9 protein-coding genes are annotated in these 13,900 nt (G+C 45.1%); 6 read left to right on the forward strand and 3 right to left on the reverse strand.

Features of this window, described 5'->3' with window-relative positions:
• The first annotated feature begins 228 nt into the window (after positions 1 to 228).
• Positions 229 to 1,533, forward strand: coding sequence for a TonB family protein (locus tag K0625_RS00535; RefSeq protein WP_232846860.1), 1,305 nt, complete (start codon positions 229 to 231; stop codon positions 1,531 to 1,533).
• Between the two features lie 35 nt (positions 1,534 to 1,568).
• On the opposite strand, the gene K0625_RS00540 is transcribed toward K0625_RS00535, so the two are convergent.
• Positions 1,569 to 3,704, reverse strand: coding sequence for a winged helix-turn-helix domain-containing protein (locus K0625_RS00540; protein WP_220107876.1), 2,136 nt, complete (start codon positions 3,702 to 3,704; stop codon positions 1,569 to 1,571).
• A 278-nt stretch (positions 3,705 to 3,982) separates the two neighbouring features.
• Here K0625_RS00540 and K0625_RS00545 point away from each other — a divergent pair, with 278 nt between their 5' ends.
• From K0625_RS00545 to xthA, 4 genes are all read left to right on the forward strand, one after another.
• Positions 3,983 to 6,610 carry a TonB-dependent receptor gene (locus K0625_RS00545; RefSeq protein ID WP_220107877.1) on the forward strand — a complete coding sequence of 876 codons (2,628 nt, stop codon included), beginning with the start codon at positions 3,983 to 3,985 and terminating at the stop codon, positions 6,608 to 6,610.
• A 104-nt stretch (positions 6,611 to 6,714) separates the two neighbouring features.
• The gene (locus tag K0625_RS00550) at positions 6,715 to 7,263 is read left to right on the forward strand and encodes a septation protein A (protein ID WP_220107878.1); all 549 of its coding nucleotides are present in this window, start codon (positions 6,715 to 6,717) and stop codon (positions 7,261 to 7,263) included.
• Between the two features lie 95 nt (positions 7,264 to 7,358).
• Positions 7,359 to 7,658, forward strand: a complete 300-nt coding sequence (locus K0625_RS00555; protein WP_220107879.1) for a YciI family protein — start codon at positions 7,359 to 7,361, stop codon at positions 7,656 to 7,658.
• Positions 7,659 to 7,667: 9 nt separating this feature from the next.
• Positions 7,668 to 8,474, forward strand: coding sequence for an exodeoxyribonuclease III (xthA, locus tag K0625_RS00560; RefSeq protein ID WP_220107880.1), 807 nt, complete (start codon positions 7,668 to 7,670; stop codon positions 8,472 to 8,474).
• A 141-nt stretch (positions 8,475 to 8,615) separates the two neighbouring features.
• Here the strand turns inward: xthA and K0625_RS00565 are convergent, their stop codons facing one another.
• Complete coding sequence (locus K0625_RS00565; RefSeq protein WP_220107881.1) at positions 8,616 to 10,691, reverse strand: alpha/beta hydrolase family protein; 2,076 nt, start codon at positions 10,689 to 10,691, stop codon at positions 8,616 to 8,618.
• A gap of 336 nt (positions 10,692 to 11,027) precedes the next feature.
• Here K0625_RS00565 and K0625_RS00570 point away from each other — a divergent pair, with 336 nt between their 5' ends.
• Positions 11,028 to 12,749 (forward strand): AMP-binding protein, encoded by a 1,722-nt coding sequence (locus K0625_RS00570; RefSeq protein ID WP_220107882.1) that lies wholly within the window; start codon positions 11,028 to 11,030, stop codon positions 12,747 to 12,749.
• Positions 12,750 to 12,758: 9 nt separating this feature from the next.
• Here K0625_RS00570 and K0625_RS00575 read toward each other — a convergent pair whose 3' ends face one another.
• Positions 12,759 to 13,838: an AraC family transcriptional regulator gene (locus tag K0625_RS00575; protein ID WP_220107883.1), complete on the reverse strand. Its 1,080-nt coding sequence runs from the start codon at positions 13,836 to 13,838 to the stop codon at positions 12,759 to 12,761.
• Positions 13,839 to 13,900: the final 62 nt, after the last annotated feature.

The raw sequence follows: 13,900 nt of genomic DNA on the forward strand, positions 1-13,900 counted from the left end.
TCCCGTGTTGCTATAAATTAATCAAGCATTCACTAATTAAACACAGTAGAATAGTAAACAGAAAGCAACTATTTTGTTAAGGTTCTTAGAGCTATAACAGTAATTAACAGGTCCAAAACTCAATGGCACCAACGAATAGCCGATAGCCTTACGACGATGATGAAATTTTACCTTTCAATTATCATTTTTTTATCGCTGGTTTTCTCCTCAAACTCCAGAGCGGACTTGTTGTCGGCAACACTTGAGTACAATAAAGGTAACTATCTCTCCTCCTACCAAGAGTTTCACCGACTGGCCAAACTAGGTAACCGTGACGCCATCTTTAACATAGGCGTGATGTACCTTCACGGCCAAGGGGTCGAAAAAAACCTAACCTCAGCCCACTCCTGGTTTCTACTTGCTGCCGACTTTGGTGTCGACGAAGCACGCTCTGCAGCTAGGTTGATTGAGGTAGAGGTCGATGATCAAATGGGACTCGATAGAGATTACCAGCTATTAAATCAAAAATTTAGCTACACTATTTTCAGTCGTGATCTGCAGCCCGTCTTCAGTCCCATTCAATACAATGATGATAAACAGCCTAAGCGAACCTATACCTTAGATGCGAAATATCCCCAAGAGGCTTATGAGCAAGGTCAAGAGGGCTGGGTATGGCTAGATTTTGATATTGACCAATCTGGAGCTGTCAAAGATGTTGAGATTTTAGACTCCTTCCCCGACAACACCTTTAACCGTGCCATCTATAACGCAGTTCGCCGCTGGCGCTACGAGCCCTACAGGGTTAATGGCAAGGCTCAGATTTACCGTAACCGTTCACTCATCTATCACTTCACCACATTTAAAGGCAAACGCTACCAAGAGAGCTTTGCCAGTCAAAAGCGTGAATACCAGAAGAAAATTAACCAGTTAATCGACAGTGCAGAACAAGGTAATGCCATTGTCCAGTACTATATTGCTAATTGGATGATAGCCGATGAGCACAATGCGACACGCCTGCTTAAGTTTCATTGGAGTGATGACAATGCAGGCTCTCAGCTCCTGCTCTCCTCTGCCAGTAATGGTTACTCCAACTCACAATACCGTTTAGGGTCCAGCCTATTACGTGGAGAATATACACAAGCAAGCCGTGAAAAAGGCTTAAATTGGATTTTACTTGCGGCTCAAGGCGGGTTTATTCATGCTCAATATCGACTGGCCAGAGAGCTTTTAGATAGACAGCATGTGGAGTTTGATCTGGAAAAGTCCCAGCGATGGATGAAAGCTGCCGCCGACAATGGTCACTTCAGAGCTATCCGGGATCTGGTCAATCAAGGTATTGATGCTAAAGAGTTTACCAGCTCTCTGCACTACCTTAAGTTAGGTTTGGAACAGGATGACTCTCACCCAGATCTCCTCTTGGCTCAGGCAAAAATCTTTAAACATCAAGGGCAACACGCTCTGGCGGTAAAAAAGGCACAACAAGCCTTAAAGGAAGCCAAAGATAGAGGCTGGTACACACAAGAGCTCAGTCAATACCTTCAAAGCTTAAACTAATCCAATCTTCACGCCACTGATTAACTTTTACTGATCTATTTATCTAACTCCATCTTCCTCTGTAGCAGAATATCTGTCTCAACATTTTCAACTTTAGAGTAAACCACCCGTTTGCCGTCATCCGATGCACTAACACTTAAGCTCAACGCAAAATCCTGCTCATGGTTACCAATATGAGTTATCAAGCGGTTATGGCTGGTATCAAACTCATAATAATAAAGCTTAAGTAATAAGCCTTGCCTCACCACATAGTAGATCCCCTGCTTTGTGATAGCTGGGCGGTACAAGCTCAAGGAGGGCTGAAGATCATAAAGCCCAAGCTCAGGGGCAAGTTTAAGTGACAAAAAATCAGCAATTTGAGCCGAGTAATTGATAAAAGAGGGGTTGAGATGACTCAACAACACATCCTGTGCCTTGCCCTTCTCTTGAGCTGTCTCCTCCACTGGTGTAGATGTGCCTAGCTGAAGATCATACATCCAAGGCCGCCACTCCCCTTCATCTAATGCAGAGAAGTAGATACGTTTACCATCTGCAGACCACACCACGGCATCAAGCTGTTCATAGCCGGAAACAATTGGCACCATATGTCGACTAAAAGTATTGATTAAGTAGAGTTTATCTTCTGTGTCACCCAAGAGGATATTCTCTCCGTTTGGTGACCATAATAGGTAATCTGGCTTAATATTCTCTGCAAGATTAGTGAGTAGACTGGCCGCTTTTTTATGTTTATGCTTTAACCAGATCTCCACATGGCTCAATCCATCGGCAGCGCCACGCTGAAAGGAGACAAACGCCATCTGATCTCCCTCTTTTGACATGGTTGGTAATATATCAGTGCGAGCTGATGAGGAGACCTGGCGGCTTTTCACCTCACCACTGAACGATTGATGATGAAGGTCGATATTATACAGGTTCACATTAACCTGCCCTTCAGAGTAAGCCAGTTGCTGTGTCACTCGATTCACGTCGATATCAGGAATGAAGCCTATCGGATCATGCACGACTTCACTCTCACCATCGAGTGACATTAAGCGTAAGCTATTATTACCTAGCCAAAAGCTTTCATTAACGTTATGCCACTTAAGCCCCCAATAATCTTGCTCACTGCGGTCAATCACTTCACTGGTCAAATTTGCAAGATCAACTAACCTGAGTTCAAACCAGTTTTGACGTTTTTCAACCAGTAACATCAACAAGCTCTCTTTATCAATATCCATCAGCAGAGGAGAGAACTCAGGTAGATCTCGCTGCTCAACTATCTGAGGCGAATCATCATAGGACAGGCTGATCTTAGTCAATATGGCTTGATTATCTCGCCACCTGCGGCGATACAGGGTATCGGCAGAAACCCAATGCATCTTTTGCCTGCTATATCCTGGTTCGCAATCTCCTAGGTGCCTATCAGGGCTCAATCGCCAGGTCTCTACTGGGGTAGAAACTGACATAATGCGGATATCACAACTGAGAGGATCATGGCGATAATAGATAAGCCACTGACTATCAGGTGACCATTCAGGGGCTTCTTCGCTGTACCCTGTACTTTTAATCGAATGTATGGTCTCTGTTTGCGAGTCATAAACAACCAGATCCATCTGACTGCGATTGTCTGAGATCTGACTAAAAGCCAAATAGCGTCCATCGGGAGAGTAACGCAAAAATCCCTCAGGACCGGGAACAGAGGTCAAACGAGTTTCATATTCATAGGTGGGCAGTGACAAACTAGGTTTGGTCAACTGAAATAAACCGAACATCAACACCATGCCCAAAGCGATACCAATCAATGCAGTGGTCGATTTTGAGGTACGTTTAACCACGCTTAACCCTTCGAGACTCTCGGGTTCCTTAACCTCTTCAATCGTCGCAATCAGCTGATAGCCAACCCTAGGGACTGTGCGAATAAACCTAGGGGTACCTTTATCATCTTGAAGGGATTTTCTTAGTTGAGTAATGGCTTGAGAGACAGAGTTGTCACTGACAATAGTGTCATGCCATATCTCATCCATGATCAAATTACGTGGTACAGCTTCGCCGTGGTGTTTGATCAGTAATTTAAGCAGGGCAAGCTGCCTGGCCTCAATCTCGAGCCATTCTCCATCAATCAAGAGTTTAAGTGCGACAAAATCGACCTCAACCTCATTGACCATTACTTTACTGGAACAACTTAACGACATTTAAGCACTAAAAGCATGTTAACTATTGGTTAATTACAATAACACAGAGTAGTATGTAAGCGTGCATATTCTAAGTCGCTGTATTAGCTATATCAATAATAAATATAACAGCCTGGCGCATGCACAACTAAGAGAGGTTAAAGGGAAAACCATCTCTTAGGGAAAAATAATTAAATATAACTATAAATATTAATTGATTAGCTCACGATTACAGGGTGCCTTAGACCGGTTTTATCCCAGTTAAACAGTGGCTAAAATTGTAGTATCAGGATATTACTATGAGCATCTCATCTCTGCGCTATCTACTCCCTGTGTTGTTACTCCCTGTAACAACTCAACCCACCTATGCCAATCAAGCTGACTCTAAACATAGCGATGCTGACACCCTCGAGAAGATTCAGATCCGCGGGATCCGAGGCAGTGTACTCAAGTCAATCAACACCAAACGCACCAGTGTCGCCGTCGTCGACGCCATCACGGCCGAAGATATTGGTAAGTTTCCCGACAAGAACGTGGCCGAATCTTTGCAGCGTATTACAGGTGTCTCACTGACGCGAGTTCAGGGAGAGGGGGAAAGAGTCGGTGTTAGAGGAACTGCGCCTAGCCAGAACCAAACCTATATCAATGGCCAAAATATCGCATCGGCAGATTGGTGGATCTCCTCCCAACCTAATCGAGGGTTTAACTACACTATGCTGCCCTCGGAGATTGTCAGCTCACTTGAGGTAAGCAAAGCCCCCGAAGCTGACCATGATGAAGGCTCCTTAGGTGGCTCTATCAATATCAAAACTCGCAAACCGCTGGAAACAGAGAACCACATGTTTGTGGGTACGGCTCAGATGCAATACAGCGAAAGCTCTGAAGAACTCGACCCTCAACTATCGCTGCTCTATAACTGGATTAATGAGGATGATAACTTCGGTGCACTTATCTCACTCATTCGCCATGAAAGGCACTTAAGGCGTGATGGCCTCGAATCTTGGGGCTGGGCAGAGCGCAACTTTAATATTGATCAGCAAGGCAGCTTATCCCAAACCCAACAAGAGAGTGCCGATCTGCAAGATATTTGGAGTCCTGGAGGCGGCGGAAGCGCGCTATTTGAACAGCACAGAGTACGCTCGAGTGCCATGTTATCTCTTCAATATCAGCCAAATATGGACTGGAATATTGAGTTTGAAACCCTCTATTCCCAACTCGACGCCAACAACAGCAATCAGAACTTCCTATGGCAACCCAGTACGGTTTACGGCAGAGGTGGAAAGGTCAGTGACTACCAGATCCAAGATAACACTTTAACCTCAGCCACCTACAGCCAAGTTCCCACAGATAACACCAGTGGCATCCCATTCAGTACAGCGATGGAAGCGATTTGGCGCGAATCAAAAATCGACACTAGCATCTATCACCTACTCGTTGAACATGAGTTCGATTACTGGAAAAGCCAGTATCAGATTGGCTATACCCGTGCCAGTGGTGGCACCAGTGGTGACTTCACCTCTCAGTGGTCAGCCAATACAGATTTTACCGTTAACACTCAAACTGCAAGAGATATTCAAACTCAATATGCCACCTCACCGCTACAGGCTGATGCTTGGGCCATCAGTGAAGTGAGGCAAGATTCACACAACTCAGTTGATGATGAACTGTTTGCACAGATAGATTTTGAGCATCAACTCGACAGAGAGTTTATCGACTCCATTAAATTTGGTGTTAAATATAAGCGCCATACTCGGGACTTTATTCGTTACCGCTCCCGCAATGGTGGTTATCACGGCCTTGCTGGTGATTTAGGCTGGACACTTGCAGACTTTCCCGCCAGCTTCCCCGATAACTACCTAGTGGGGATCGGCTCACAAAACACGCTTAAACACTATGCCTATGCCGATACAGGAGCGTTAAACTCAGCTTATGGCGACCTCAATTTTATCCGCACAGAGGAGAAGCCAAGCAGCTTCGATATCAAGGAAAACAGTTACGCTGGCTACACTAAGGTTAATTTTTCAGGTGATAGTTACCGAGGTAACTTAGGTGTACGTGTGGTTCACACCCAGCAAACGGCTTCAGCCTATCAACAAGTTCCCTCCGATGATGCTGATAATCTGGATTATCTCTGGCGCACTTCAGATAAAAGCTACACAGATATTCTCCCCAGTATCAATATCGCCATGGACTGGCGAGAAGATCTCGTCTTTAGGGTCGCTGCATCGAAAGTGATGTCCCGGCCTGAGTACCACCATTTAATGCCATCGACCAATTACAATGTGACTCAAGCTCAAGGCGCTGGCGGAAACCCAGATCTGGATCCCTTCAGAGCCACCAAATTTGATATCGGACTTGAGTGGTATTTCGATGAAGCAGCCCTACTCTCAATTGCTGGCTTCCATAAAGATGTCAAATCCTTCATCGATATCAAACGTTATAAGGAGGAGTATGAAAATATTGAGATGATCATCAACCGCCCCATCAATGGCAGCGGTGGCACCATTAGAGGCGTCGAGCTCAGCTGGCAGCAGGAGATCATCTATGGGGTAGGCATTATCGCTAACTACACCTACATCGATGGGGAGCGTAAAGACTCTGAAACTGGTGAACATATTAAGATCCCCGGCCATTCCGATCATAGTGCCAACTTAACCAGTTACTTTGAAAATGACTGGATTAGCACTCGTCTCTCCTACAACTACAGAACAGACTTCGCTACGGGCATAGGTGAAGAGGTAAGCGATGATATTGGCCAGCTCGATCTTAACCTCTCATTCATGATGACGGAGCAACTCTCTCTGGTTTTTGAGGGGATTAATCTCACCGATGAGATTATTTACACCTATGAGAGGAATCAATATGCCCCCGTCGGTATCTACAGAAACGGAAGACGTTTTTATGCGGGCGCAAGATTCTCTTTCTAATAGCGGGTAATACCAATCAGTATAAAGGCCGATAGCTATCTCTTTTGCGGCCTTTACTCGCATGTTACACTCACTTTTTAAAAATCTTATTTAGATAGAGACCTATGAAACAACTGCTCGACTTTCTCCCCTTAGTGATCTTTTTTGCTATCTATAAAATGTATGATATTTACGTTGCCAGTGGTGCCCTTATCGCGGCGACGGCTCTGCAGCTCATAGTGACATACGCTCTATATAAGAAAATTGAAAAGATGCACCTGATCACTTTTGTCATGGTCACCTTTTTTGGCACACTCACTCTGATTTTCCATGACGATGCATTCATTAAATGGAAAGTCACGGTGGTTTATGCTCTGTTCGCCATTGCACTAGCTGTTAGTCAGCTACTTAATAAACCAATACTTAAAAGTATGTTAGGTAAAGAGCTAGTGGTTGCCGATAAAATTTGGGCCCATGTTACTTGGTACTGGGTTAGCTTTTTCATTGCCTGCGGCCTAATCAATATCTATGTCGCCTTCAGCCTGTCACAAGAGACCTGGGTTAACTTTAAGGTTTTTGGTTTAACCGCCCTCACCTTGATCAACACTGTCATCACTGTGATCTACCTCTTTAAAAACATGCCCGAAGAACATAAAAAAGAGCTAAACAAATAACAGCTAACACTTCCAATATTCACAATTTATGGCCTAGCATTAGCTGGCCATAAATCGAAATAAAGCTTAACTTTCAATGTAAAAAGGAATTCACCATGTGGTATATGATCTCCTCCCAAGATGTTGAGAATAGTTTAGACAAGCGCCTTGCCGCTCGTCCAGAGCACTTAGCTCGACTGCAGCAACTTGCCGACGAAGGGCGTCTACTTGTCGCAGGCCCCCACCCAGCTATCGACAATGAAAACCCGGGAGAAGCGGGCTTTACTGGCTCGCTCGTGGTTGCCGACTTCGACTCCCTTAATGAGGCTCAAGCCTGGGCCGATGTTGACCCATATATCGCCGCAGGTGTTTATGAAAATGTCATCGTTAAGCCTTTTAAACGCGTACTGCCCTAGGAACTCACTATGAAAATTGTCTCATTTAACATCAACGGCATTCGCGCCAGATTGCATCAACTCCAAGCCCTTATCGATAGCCACCAGCCTGATATTATCGGCCTACAGGAAACCAAAGCCCACGATGATGTATTCCCAGTGGCGGATGTGGAAGCCATGGGCTACAAGGTACACTATCACGGTGGTAAAGCTCACTATGGCGTGGCTATGCTGTCTAAACTTGAGCCTGTGAAGGTACAAAAAGGCTTTCCCACTGACAGTGAAGATGCCCAGCGCCGCATGATCATGGGCACATTCACCCAAGAAAATGGCCGCCCATTAACCGTGCTCAATGGCTACTTCCCTCAAGGTGACAATATCAGCCATGAGACCAAGTACCCAGCTAAGCGTCAGTTCTATAAAGATCTAATGATCTATTTAAACCAGCACCATAGCGCAGATGAAGATATTGCCGTGATTGGTGACATCAATATTTCACCGATAGATCTCGACATCGGCATTGGTGAGCCAAATGCTAAGCGCTGGCTTAAAACTGGCAAATGTAGCTTCCAACCAGAAGAGCGTGAATGGCTTAAAACCCTGATGGATTGGGGGCTACTCGATACCTTCCGCGAACTGCACCCAGAGCGCGTTGATCGTTACTCTTGGTTTGATTACCGCAGTAAAGGGTTTGATGATAACCGCGGTCTGCGGATCGACGTGGTATTAGCAACCAAATCACTCGCTGCGCGCCTAGTCGAATCCGATGTGGATTACGATCTACGCGGCATCGAGAAGCCATCAGATCACGCACCAATCTGGAGCAGCTTTAAGTAGATCAATTTTGCTTACATAGTCGATATAAACCCCATGATTGAAACTTTCAATCATGGGGTTTTCTTATTGCAACACTGACAAGCATAACAAAAACGCCAACTCACAGAGTTGGCGTTTTTTTAACTAAGAAAACAGGAGAGATTAATCCTCTTTCTCTTTTGTAACTGCCTCTAGCTTGGCTTTATGATCTAGCTCGTGAGCTGGCATCTCTTTATTGTCGCTCTTGAGGTAGTGATCCATCCAGCGCATCAGACGCAGATGATAGTCATACTGAGCCGCCGCTTTACGGTTACCATGGCCTTCACCCGGGTAGTAAACCAAACGGACATCTTTACCTTGCACTTTCATGTAGCGATAAAGCTCCATTGATTGTGCTGGATGAACACGTGGGTCATCTTTACCATGCATAATCAGCAGTGGCGTCTCAGACTGACCAGCCCAGTAAATAGGACTACGCTCTAGGTACCATTGCCACTTATCCCAAGGGTAAGAGCGGGCATGCACAAGATGCATCTCATTAGAGATATCGGTTGTACCGAACTTAGATAACTGGTTGGTCACACCCACAAACATCACGCTGGCAGCAAAGTGTTTAGTCAGTTTTGTTGCCGCCCAAGCAGAAGCGTAACCACCGTATGAACCACCAGTAATACCGACCTTTTTGCTATCGACTAAGCCCATATCAACTAAGTGATCTTTAAACTCGACCAAGTCATCAAACTCTTTACCTGCGTAATCGTTCTGACCTAGCTTTGAGTAATCAACCCCTTTACCTGTACTACCGCGATAATTAGGGTAGAAAACAGCATAACCTTGGGTTGCACCTAGCTGACCTGGACGAGAGTAGTTGGTTAACCAACCATCTTTGTCATGGCTTTCAGGGCCGCCGTGAACGGACATGATGAGCGGATAGCGCTGACCTTTTTTATAATCCAGTGGATAGATAAGCACGCCGCCTATCTCGACACCATCTTTGGCTTTAAAAGAGATAGACTCCTGCTTTGCAAAGCGTTTATCATCTAACCAAGGGTTAGAGTTGCTGACCTTAGTCGCTTTATGCTTGTTGCCGCGCAGCAGATAAACTTCATTTGGATGTTTAGCTGTATTAGCACGCAGAGCGACGGTTTTATCAGAGTCAGAGATACTTAGCTGCGAAGCGATAAACTTGCCCGCTTTGACCACCTCTTTGTATTTATTACTACCTGGCTTGATTAAGCCGACTACTGAATCAGTGTTGATATTGGTGATAAAGTAGAGTTCATTCTTACCTTTTTTCCACTCAAAATCACTCACATGACCTAAATGATTTGGCAACCACTCAGAGACCTTACCTGTCTTAGTTTCTGCGAGGAATAGACGACCCGCTGCGGGGTCATGCTTATCTTCAGCCCCAAGAATCGCGACATATTTACCATCATGGGAAAACTCAGCATCACCCAGTTTTCCCTCTGTGATAAATGAGGTGACCACCTTTTGGTCCGCAGTATTAACGATATGCCACTGGGACTTCATGTATTTATCATCAATCAAGGCGGTAGGCTGAGTTTTGACTAACAGCTGCTCACCATCTGCTGACCACTGCACATCTGAGACATAGTCTTCAATGTTCCAGGCAACGGGTGTAAGCGGCTTATCACTAACGGCAAGATCAACCACAAATAGCTGCTTGTTGGTTAAGTCCTCTTCATAAACCTCTGCCATAAAGCCAAGTTTTTTAAGCTCTTTAACACTCTTATCTTTAGCAGGCTTAGCGATAACGGCTATCTGCTTACCATCATGGTTCAGGGCATAGCTGGCAACATCAGTCCCTTTAAGCTCAAAGGTTTTCTGCGCTTGACCACCACTGAATGGGATCTGATACAGGGCTGTAAACTTGTCTTCACCCATTTTAGCGAGGAAGTAGATCACACTGCCATCGGCCGACCACTGAATATTGTTAACCGTGACTTGCCCTGTGATGTATGGGCGCTCAACACCTTTATCGTCAACAAGGTAGAGCTCAGCCCAGTGCAGGCCATTCTCCTCTTTATAGAGCTCACGAGGGACATAACGGGTAAAGGCAACATTGTCGCCAGATGGGCTCACTTGTGCCTGAGCTACTTGTTGCAGACCCACAATCTCTTCAGCGGTTAATATATCGCTTGAGTGCGCGGTAAAACTTAACAGACCTAGGGATAATGCGAGTGCGTGTTTAACAGTACTTAACTGTTTCTTCATAGTGTCTATAGACTCCAATTTGTTAACTATCTTGTTATTGTTATCTTCTTTTCTGCAGCATTATAGATTTGTTGAAGGCAAAACAAAAACAAATACTATCTTAAGTTTACTTATAAAGGGTGACTCTGAACTGAGCCTGAAAAAACGTCCTTCCTCGTTAAAAAGATCACTAAACAATGTTCGTTTAGGGTACTAATTTGTCATGATTGGTCACTTCTCATTGTTCACTATTTGAGTGATAGTCGTTATCGAATAAAGACTTTCTATAACCAGCATCCAACGCAGATGCCTACTAATGAGTCAAAAAAAGTAAAAGAATAACAATAAGAGGGATTTATGGACGCATCTTTTTGGGATGATAAACGCGCACCTGGACTGGCAGATCAGATAGACTTTACCCAATATGACTCTGTCATTCAGGCGATTGAGGAAGCCTTTGTCACTTATGCAGATAGGCCCGCCTTTACCAGCTTAGGTCACACCTTAAGTTTTCGTCAGATAGATGAGTACAGTGCAGCCTTTGCCCATTACCTGCAAAACCATACCTCACTGCTCCCTGGCGATGCCATCGCTATCCAGATGCTTAATACGCTTCAATATCCCATTGCTGTTTACGGTGCATTAAGAGCGGGACTGCGTATCGTTAATACCAATCCCCTCTACACCGAGCGTGAGATGATCCATCAATTTAACGACTCTGGTGCTAAAGCGCTTTTGTGCATGGATCTGTTTGCCAAGTCCGTTGAAAATATTCAAGCTGAAACCAGCTTAGAGCTTATCCTAACCGCCAGCCTTGCTGATATGCTGCCCAGTGTAAAGCGAGTATTAATCAACTCTACTGTAAAACATATCAAAAAGATGGTTCCTAAATATCATCTCCCCCAAGCCGTTTCGTTCAGAAAGGTACTCAAGCAATCTTTAGGTAAAGGCTTTACCCCTGCTCACCTCAATCAGCCTGATGACACCATAGTATTGCAATACACAGGTGGGACAACGGGCGTTGCCAAAAGTGCTGAGCTCACCAATGCCAACATCATCGCTAACATGTTGCAATCGGGCTCCGTGACGATGCAAAAAGGTGAAGATGGCAAGCAGTTAATGGGAGATAACAAGCAATCCATCATGGTCGCTCCCCTGCCCCTTTACCATATCTACTCCTTCACCGTGCATTTAATGGCATTTTTCAGGCTCGGGGAGCACAGCGTACTTATCGCCAACCCTAGAGATACCGAAACTTTCATTAAAGCGATGAAGCCATTTAAAATCACAGGTTTGATGGGACTCAACACCCTGTTTGTCTCTCTGATGGAGAGTCCAAGTTTTAAGCAGCTCGACTTTAGTGAGATGGTATTCACCCTATCTGGCGGCACAGCTTTGATGGATGACACCGCTGAGCGATGGAAAGAGATGACGGGGGTTGGGATCTCTGAAGCCTACGGCTTAACCGAATGCTCACCTGCTGTCTGCATGAACCCCTTTAATGGTTTGGAGCGTCAAGGCACTGTAGGTCAAGCAGTGGCTGGAACTAGCCTCAAATGCATCAATGCCATCGGTGATGAAGTGCCTATCGGCGAGCGCGGTGAGCTTTGCGTCAAAGGGCCTCAGGTGATGAAAGGCTACTGGAATCGCCCTAAAGCAACACGGGAATCTTTTACGCCAGACGGTGGCTGGTTACTGACTGGGGATATTGCCATTATCGATAAAGATGGCTATGTCAGCATTGTCGATCGCGTCAAAGATATGATCATTGTCTCAGGCTTTAACGTGTTCCCCAATGAGATAGAGGGGGTAGTAGCTACACATCCTGATGTCCTTAACTGCGCCGCTATCGGGGTACCAGATCCTAAACAGGGTGAGGTGATAAAACTCTATGTGGTCACTCAAAACGATGTCACATTGAGCGCAGAAGATCTTAAAGCATTTTGCAAAGAGCGACTTACAGCCTATAAGATTCCACGTATCTATGAGTTTAGAAAAGAGCTTCCTATGTCACCAGTTGGTAAGATTTTACGCCGTCAACTTAAGGACGATATAACACAAGAGCAGAAGATTGCTTAATCCCAAGCACTATTGTTTGCTTTTAGAGGTTCTGAAGCGCCCTGGCGCTTCTCCCGTCCAACGTTTAAAGGCACGTTGAAAAGCGGTAGGTGAGCCAAAACCCAATAGATAGGCTATCTCTCCAAGGGTCAATGCTGTATCACGAACATAGCTGATGGAGAGAGCTCGCCTTGTCTCATTGAGCGTCTGCTGAAAGCTTCCCCCCTCCTCAACCAGCTTGCGTCTAACGGTCCAAGGGGCCATATTTAGCTGCTCGGAGACCTGCTCTAAAGTGGGTGTTGTTCCGTCAAGGAGCGGGCCTATCACACGGCTGACTTTCTCATGAAAACTTAAACCCAAACGCACCTTCTCAAGTTCAGCATCTGCGCTTCGTTTTAACAGCTCAAACGTCGGTGCACTGCGATTTAGACAAGTCCAATCGAGTGCTTGAGCCTTAATCACTAAATAGTTGTTTGACTGGTTAAAGGCAACGTCACAATTGAAATATTCACTATATTTATCCGCATACTCCGGAGCTGGAAATTCGAAACAGACCTTCTCGATCGCACCTTCGTGACCAGTTAGATTTTTAATCACCTGATACCAACCTGATAATACTGAGTCCACCACAAAATGATTAAACTCGTTGTAGGGGTTGATTGAGTAGAACATCAGTACGCCCTGACCATCTTCAATACCATATTCACGGCACAGTTCACGGCTTTTTCCCATCTCCATTCCAAAGGCATGATTAACATAAAAGGCCGACTGGCCTCGAGAGTTATACTTATTGAGCAACTCATAGGTAGCTAGCTGTGCACACGCTTGCTTGAGATCTTGCGATGAGAGTGCCAACAAGCCTGCCACCCCTAAGTTAGTTGCCGTCGTCACCTCCCCCATCACTAACCCTAGCCAAGGTGTTTGTGACTTTTTAATACAGTCATGGCCTAAACGCATAAATTTAGGGATAGTCACTCTCGCATCGGGTGATGATAAAGCTTTATGGTCAATAGAGTATTTATCTAAAATATCATCAGGGCTAATGCCCAGTAGCAGCATCGCTTTGATCACAATTTCAATGTAAGAGACAGAGATATCACCGAGTTTCACAACGCACCACCATGCAAATTATAATCATCAATTTGTTAACATTAGTCATTGGCTAATCTTAT

The sequence above is a fragment of the Shewanella nanhaiensis genome, assembly GCF_019457885.1.
In the GTDB taxonomy this organism is placed as follows: domain Bacteria; phylum Pseudomonadota; class Gammaproteobacteria; order Enterobacterales; family Shewanellaceae; genus Shewanella; species Shewanella nanhaiensis.

What these genes read in the sequence shown, in the direction of transcription:
- K0625_RS00565 (WP_220107881.1), bottom strand. Translation starts at nt 10,691, where the DNA reads ATGAAGAAACAGTTAAGTACTGTTAAACACGCACTCGCATTATCCCTA.
- xthA (WP_220107880.1), top strand. Translation starts at nt 7,668, where the DNA reads ATGAAAATTGTCTCATTTAACATCAACGGCATTCGCGCCAGATTGCAT.
- K0625_RS00545 (WP_220107877.1), top strand. Translation starts at nt 3,983, where the DNA reads ATGAGCATCTCATCTCTGCGCTATCTACTCCCTGTGTTGTTACTCCCT.
- K0625_RS00550 (WP_220107878.1), top strand. Translation starts at nt 6,715, where the DNA reads ATGAAACAACTGCTCGACTTTCTCCCCTTAGTGATCTTTTTTGCTATC.
- K0625_RS00570 (WP_220107882.1), top strand. Translation starts at nt 11,028, where the DNA reads ATGGACGCATCTTTTTGGGATGATAAACGCGCACCTGGACTGGCAGAT.
- K0625_RS00540 (WP_220107876.1), bottom strand. Translation starts at nt 3,704, where the DNA reads ATGTCGTTAAGTTGTTCCAGTAAAGTAATGGTCAATGAGGTTGAGGTC.
- K0625_RS00555 (WP_220107879.1), top strand. Translation starts at nt 7,359, where the DNA reads ATGTGGTATATGATCTCCTCCCAAGATGTTGAGAATAGTTTAGACAAG.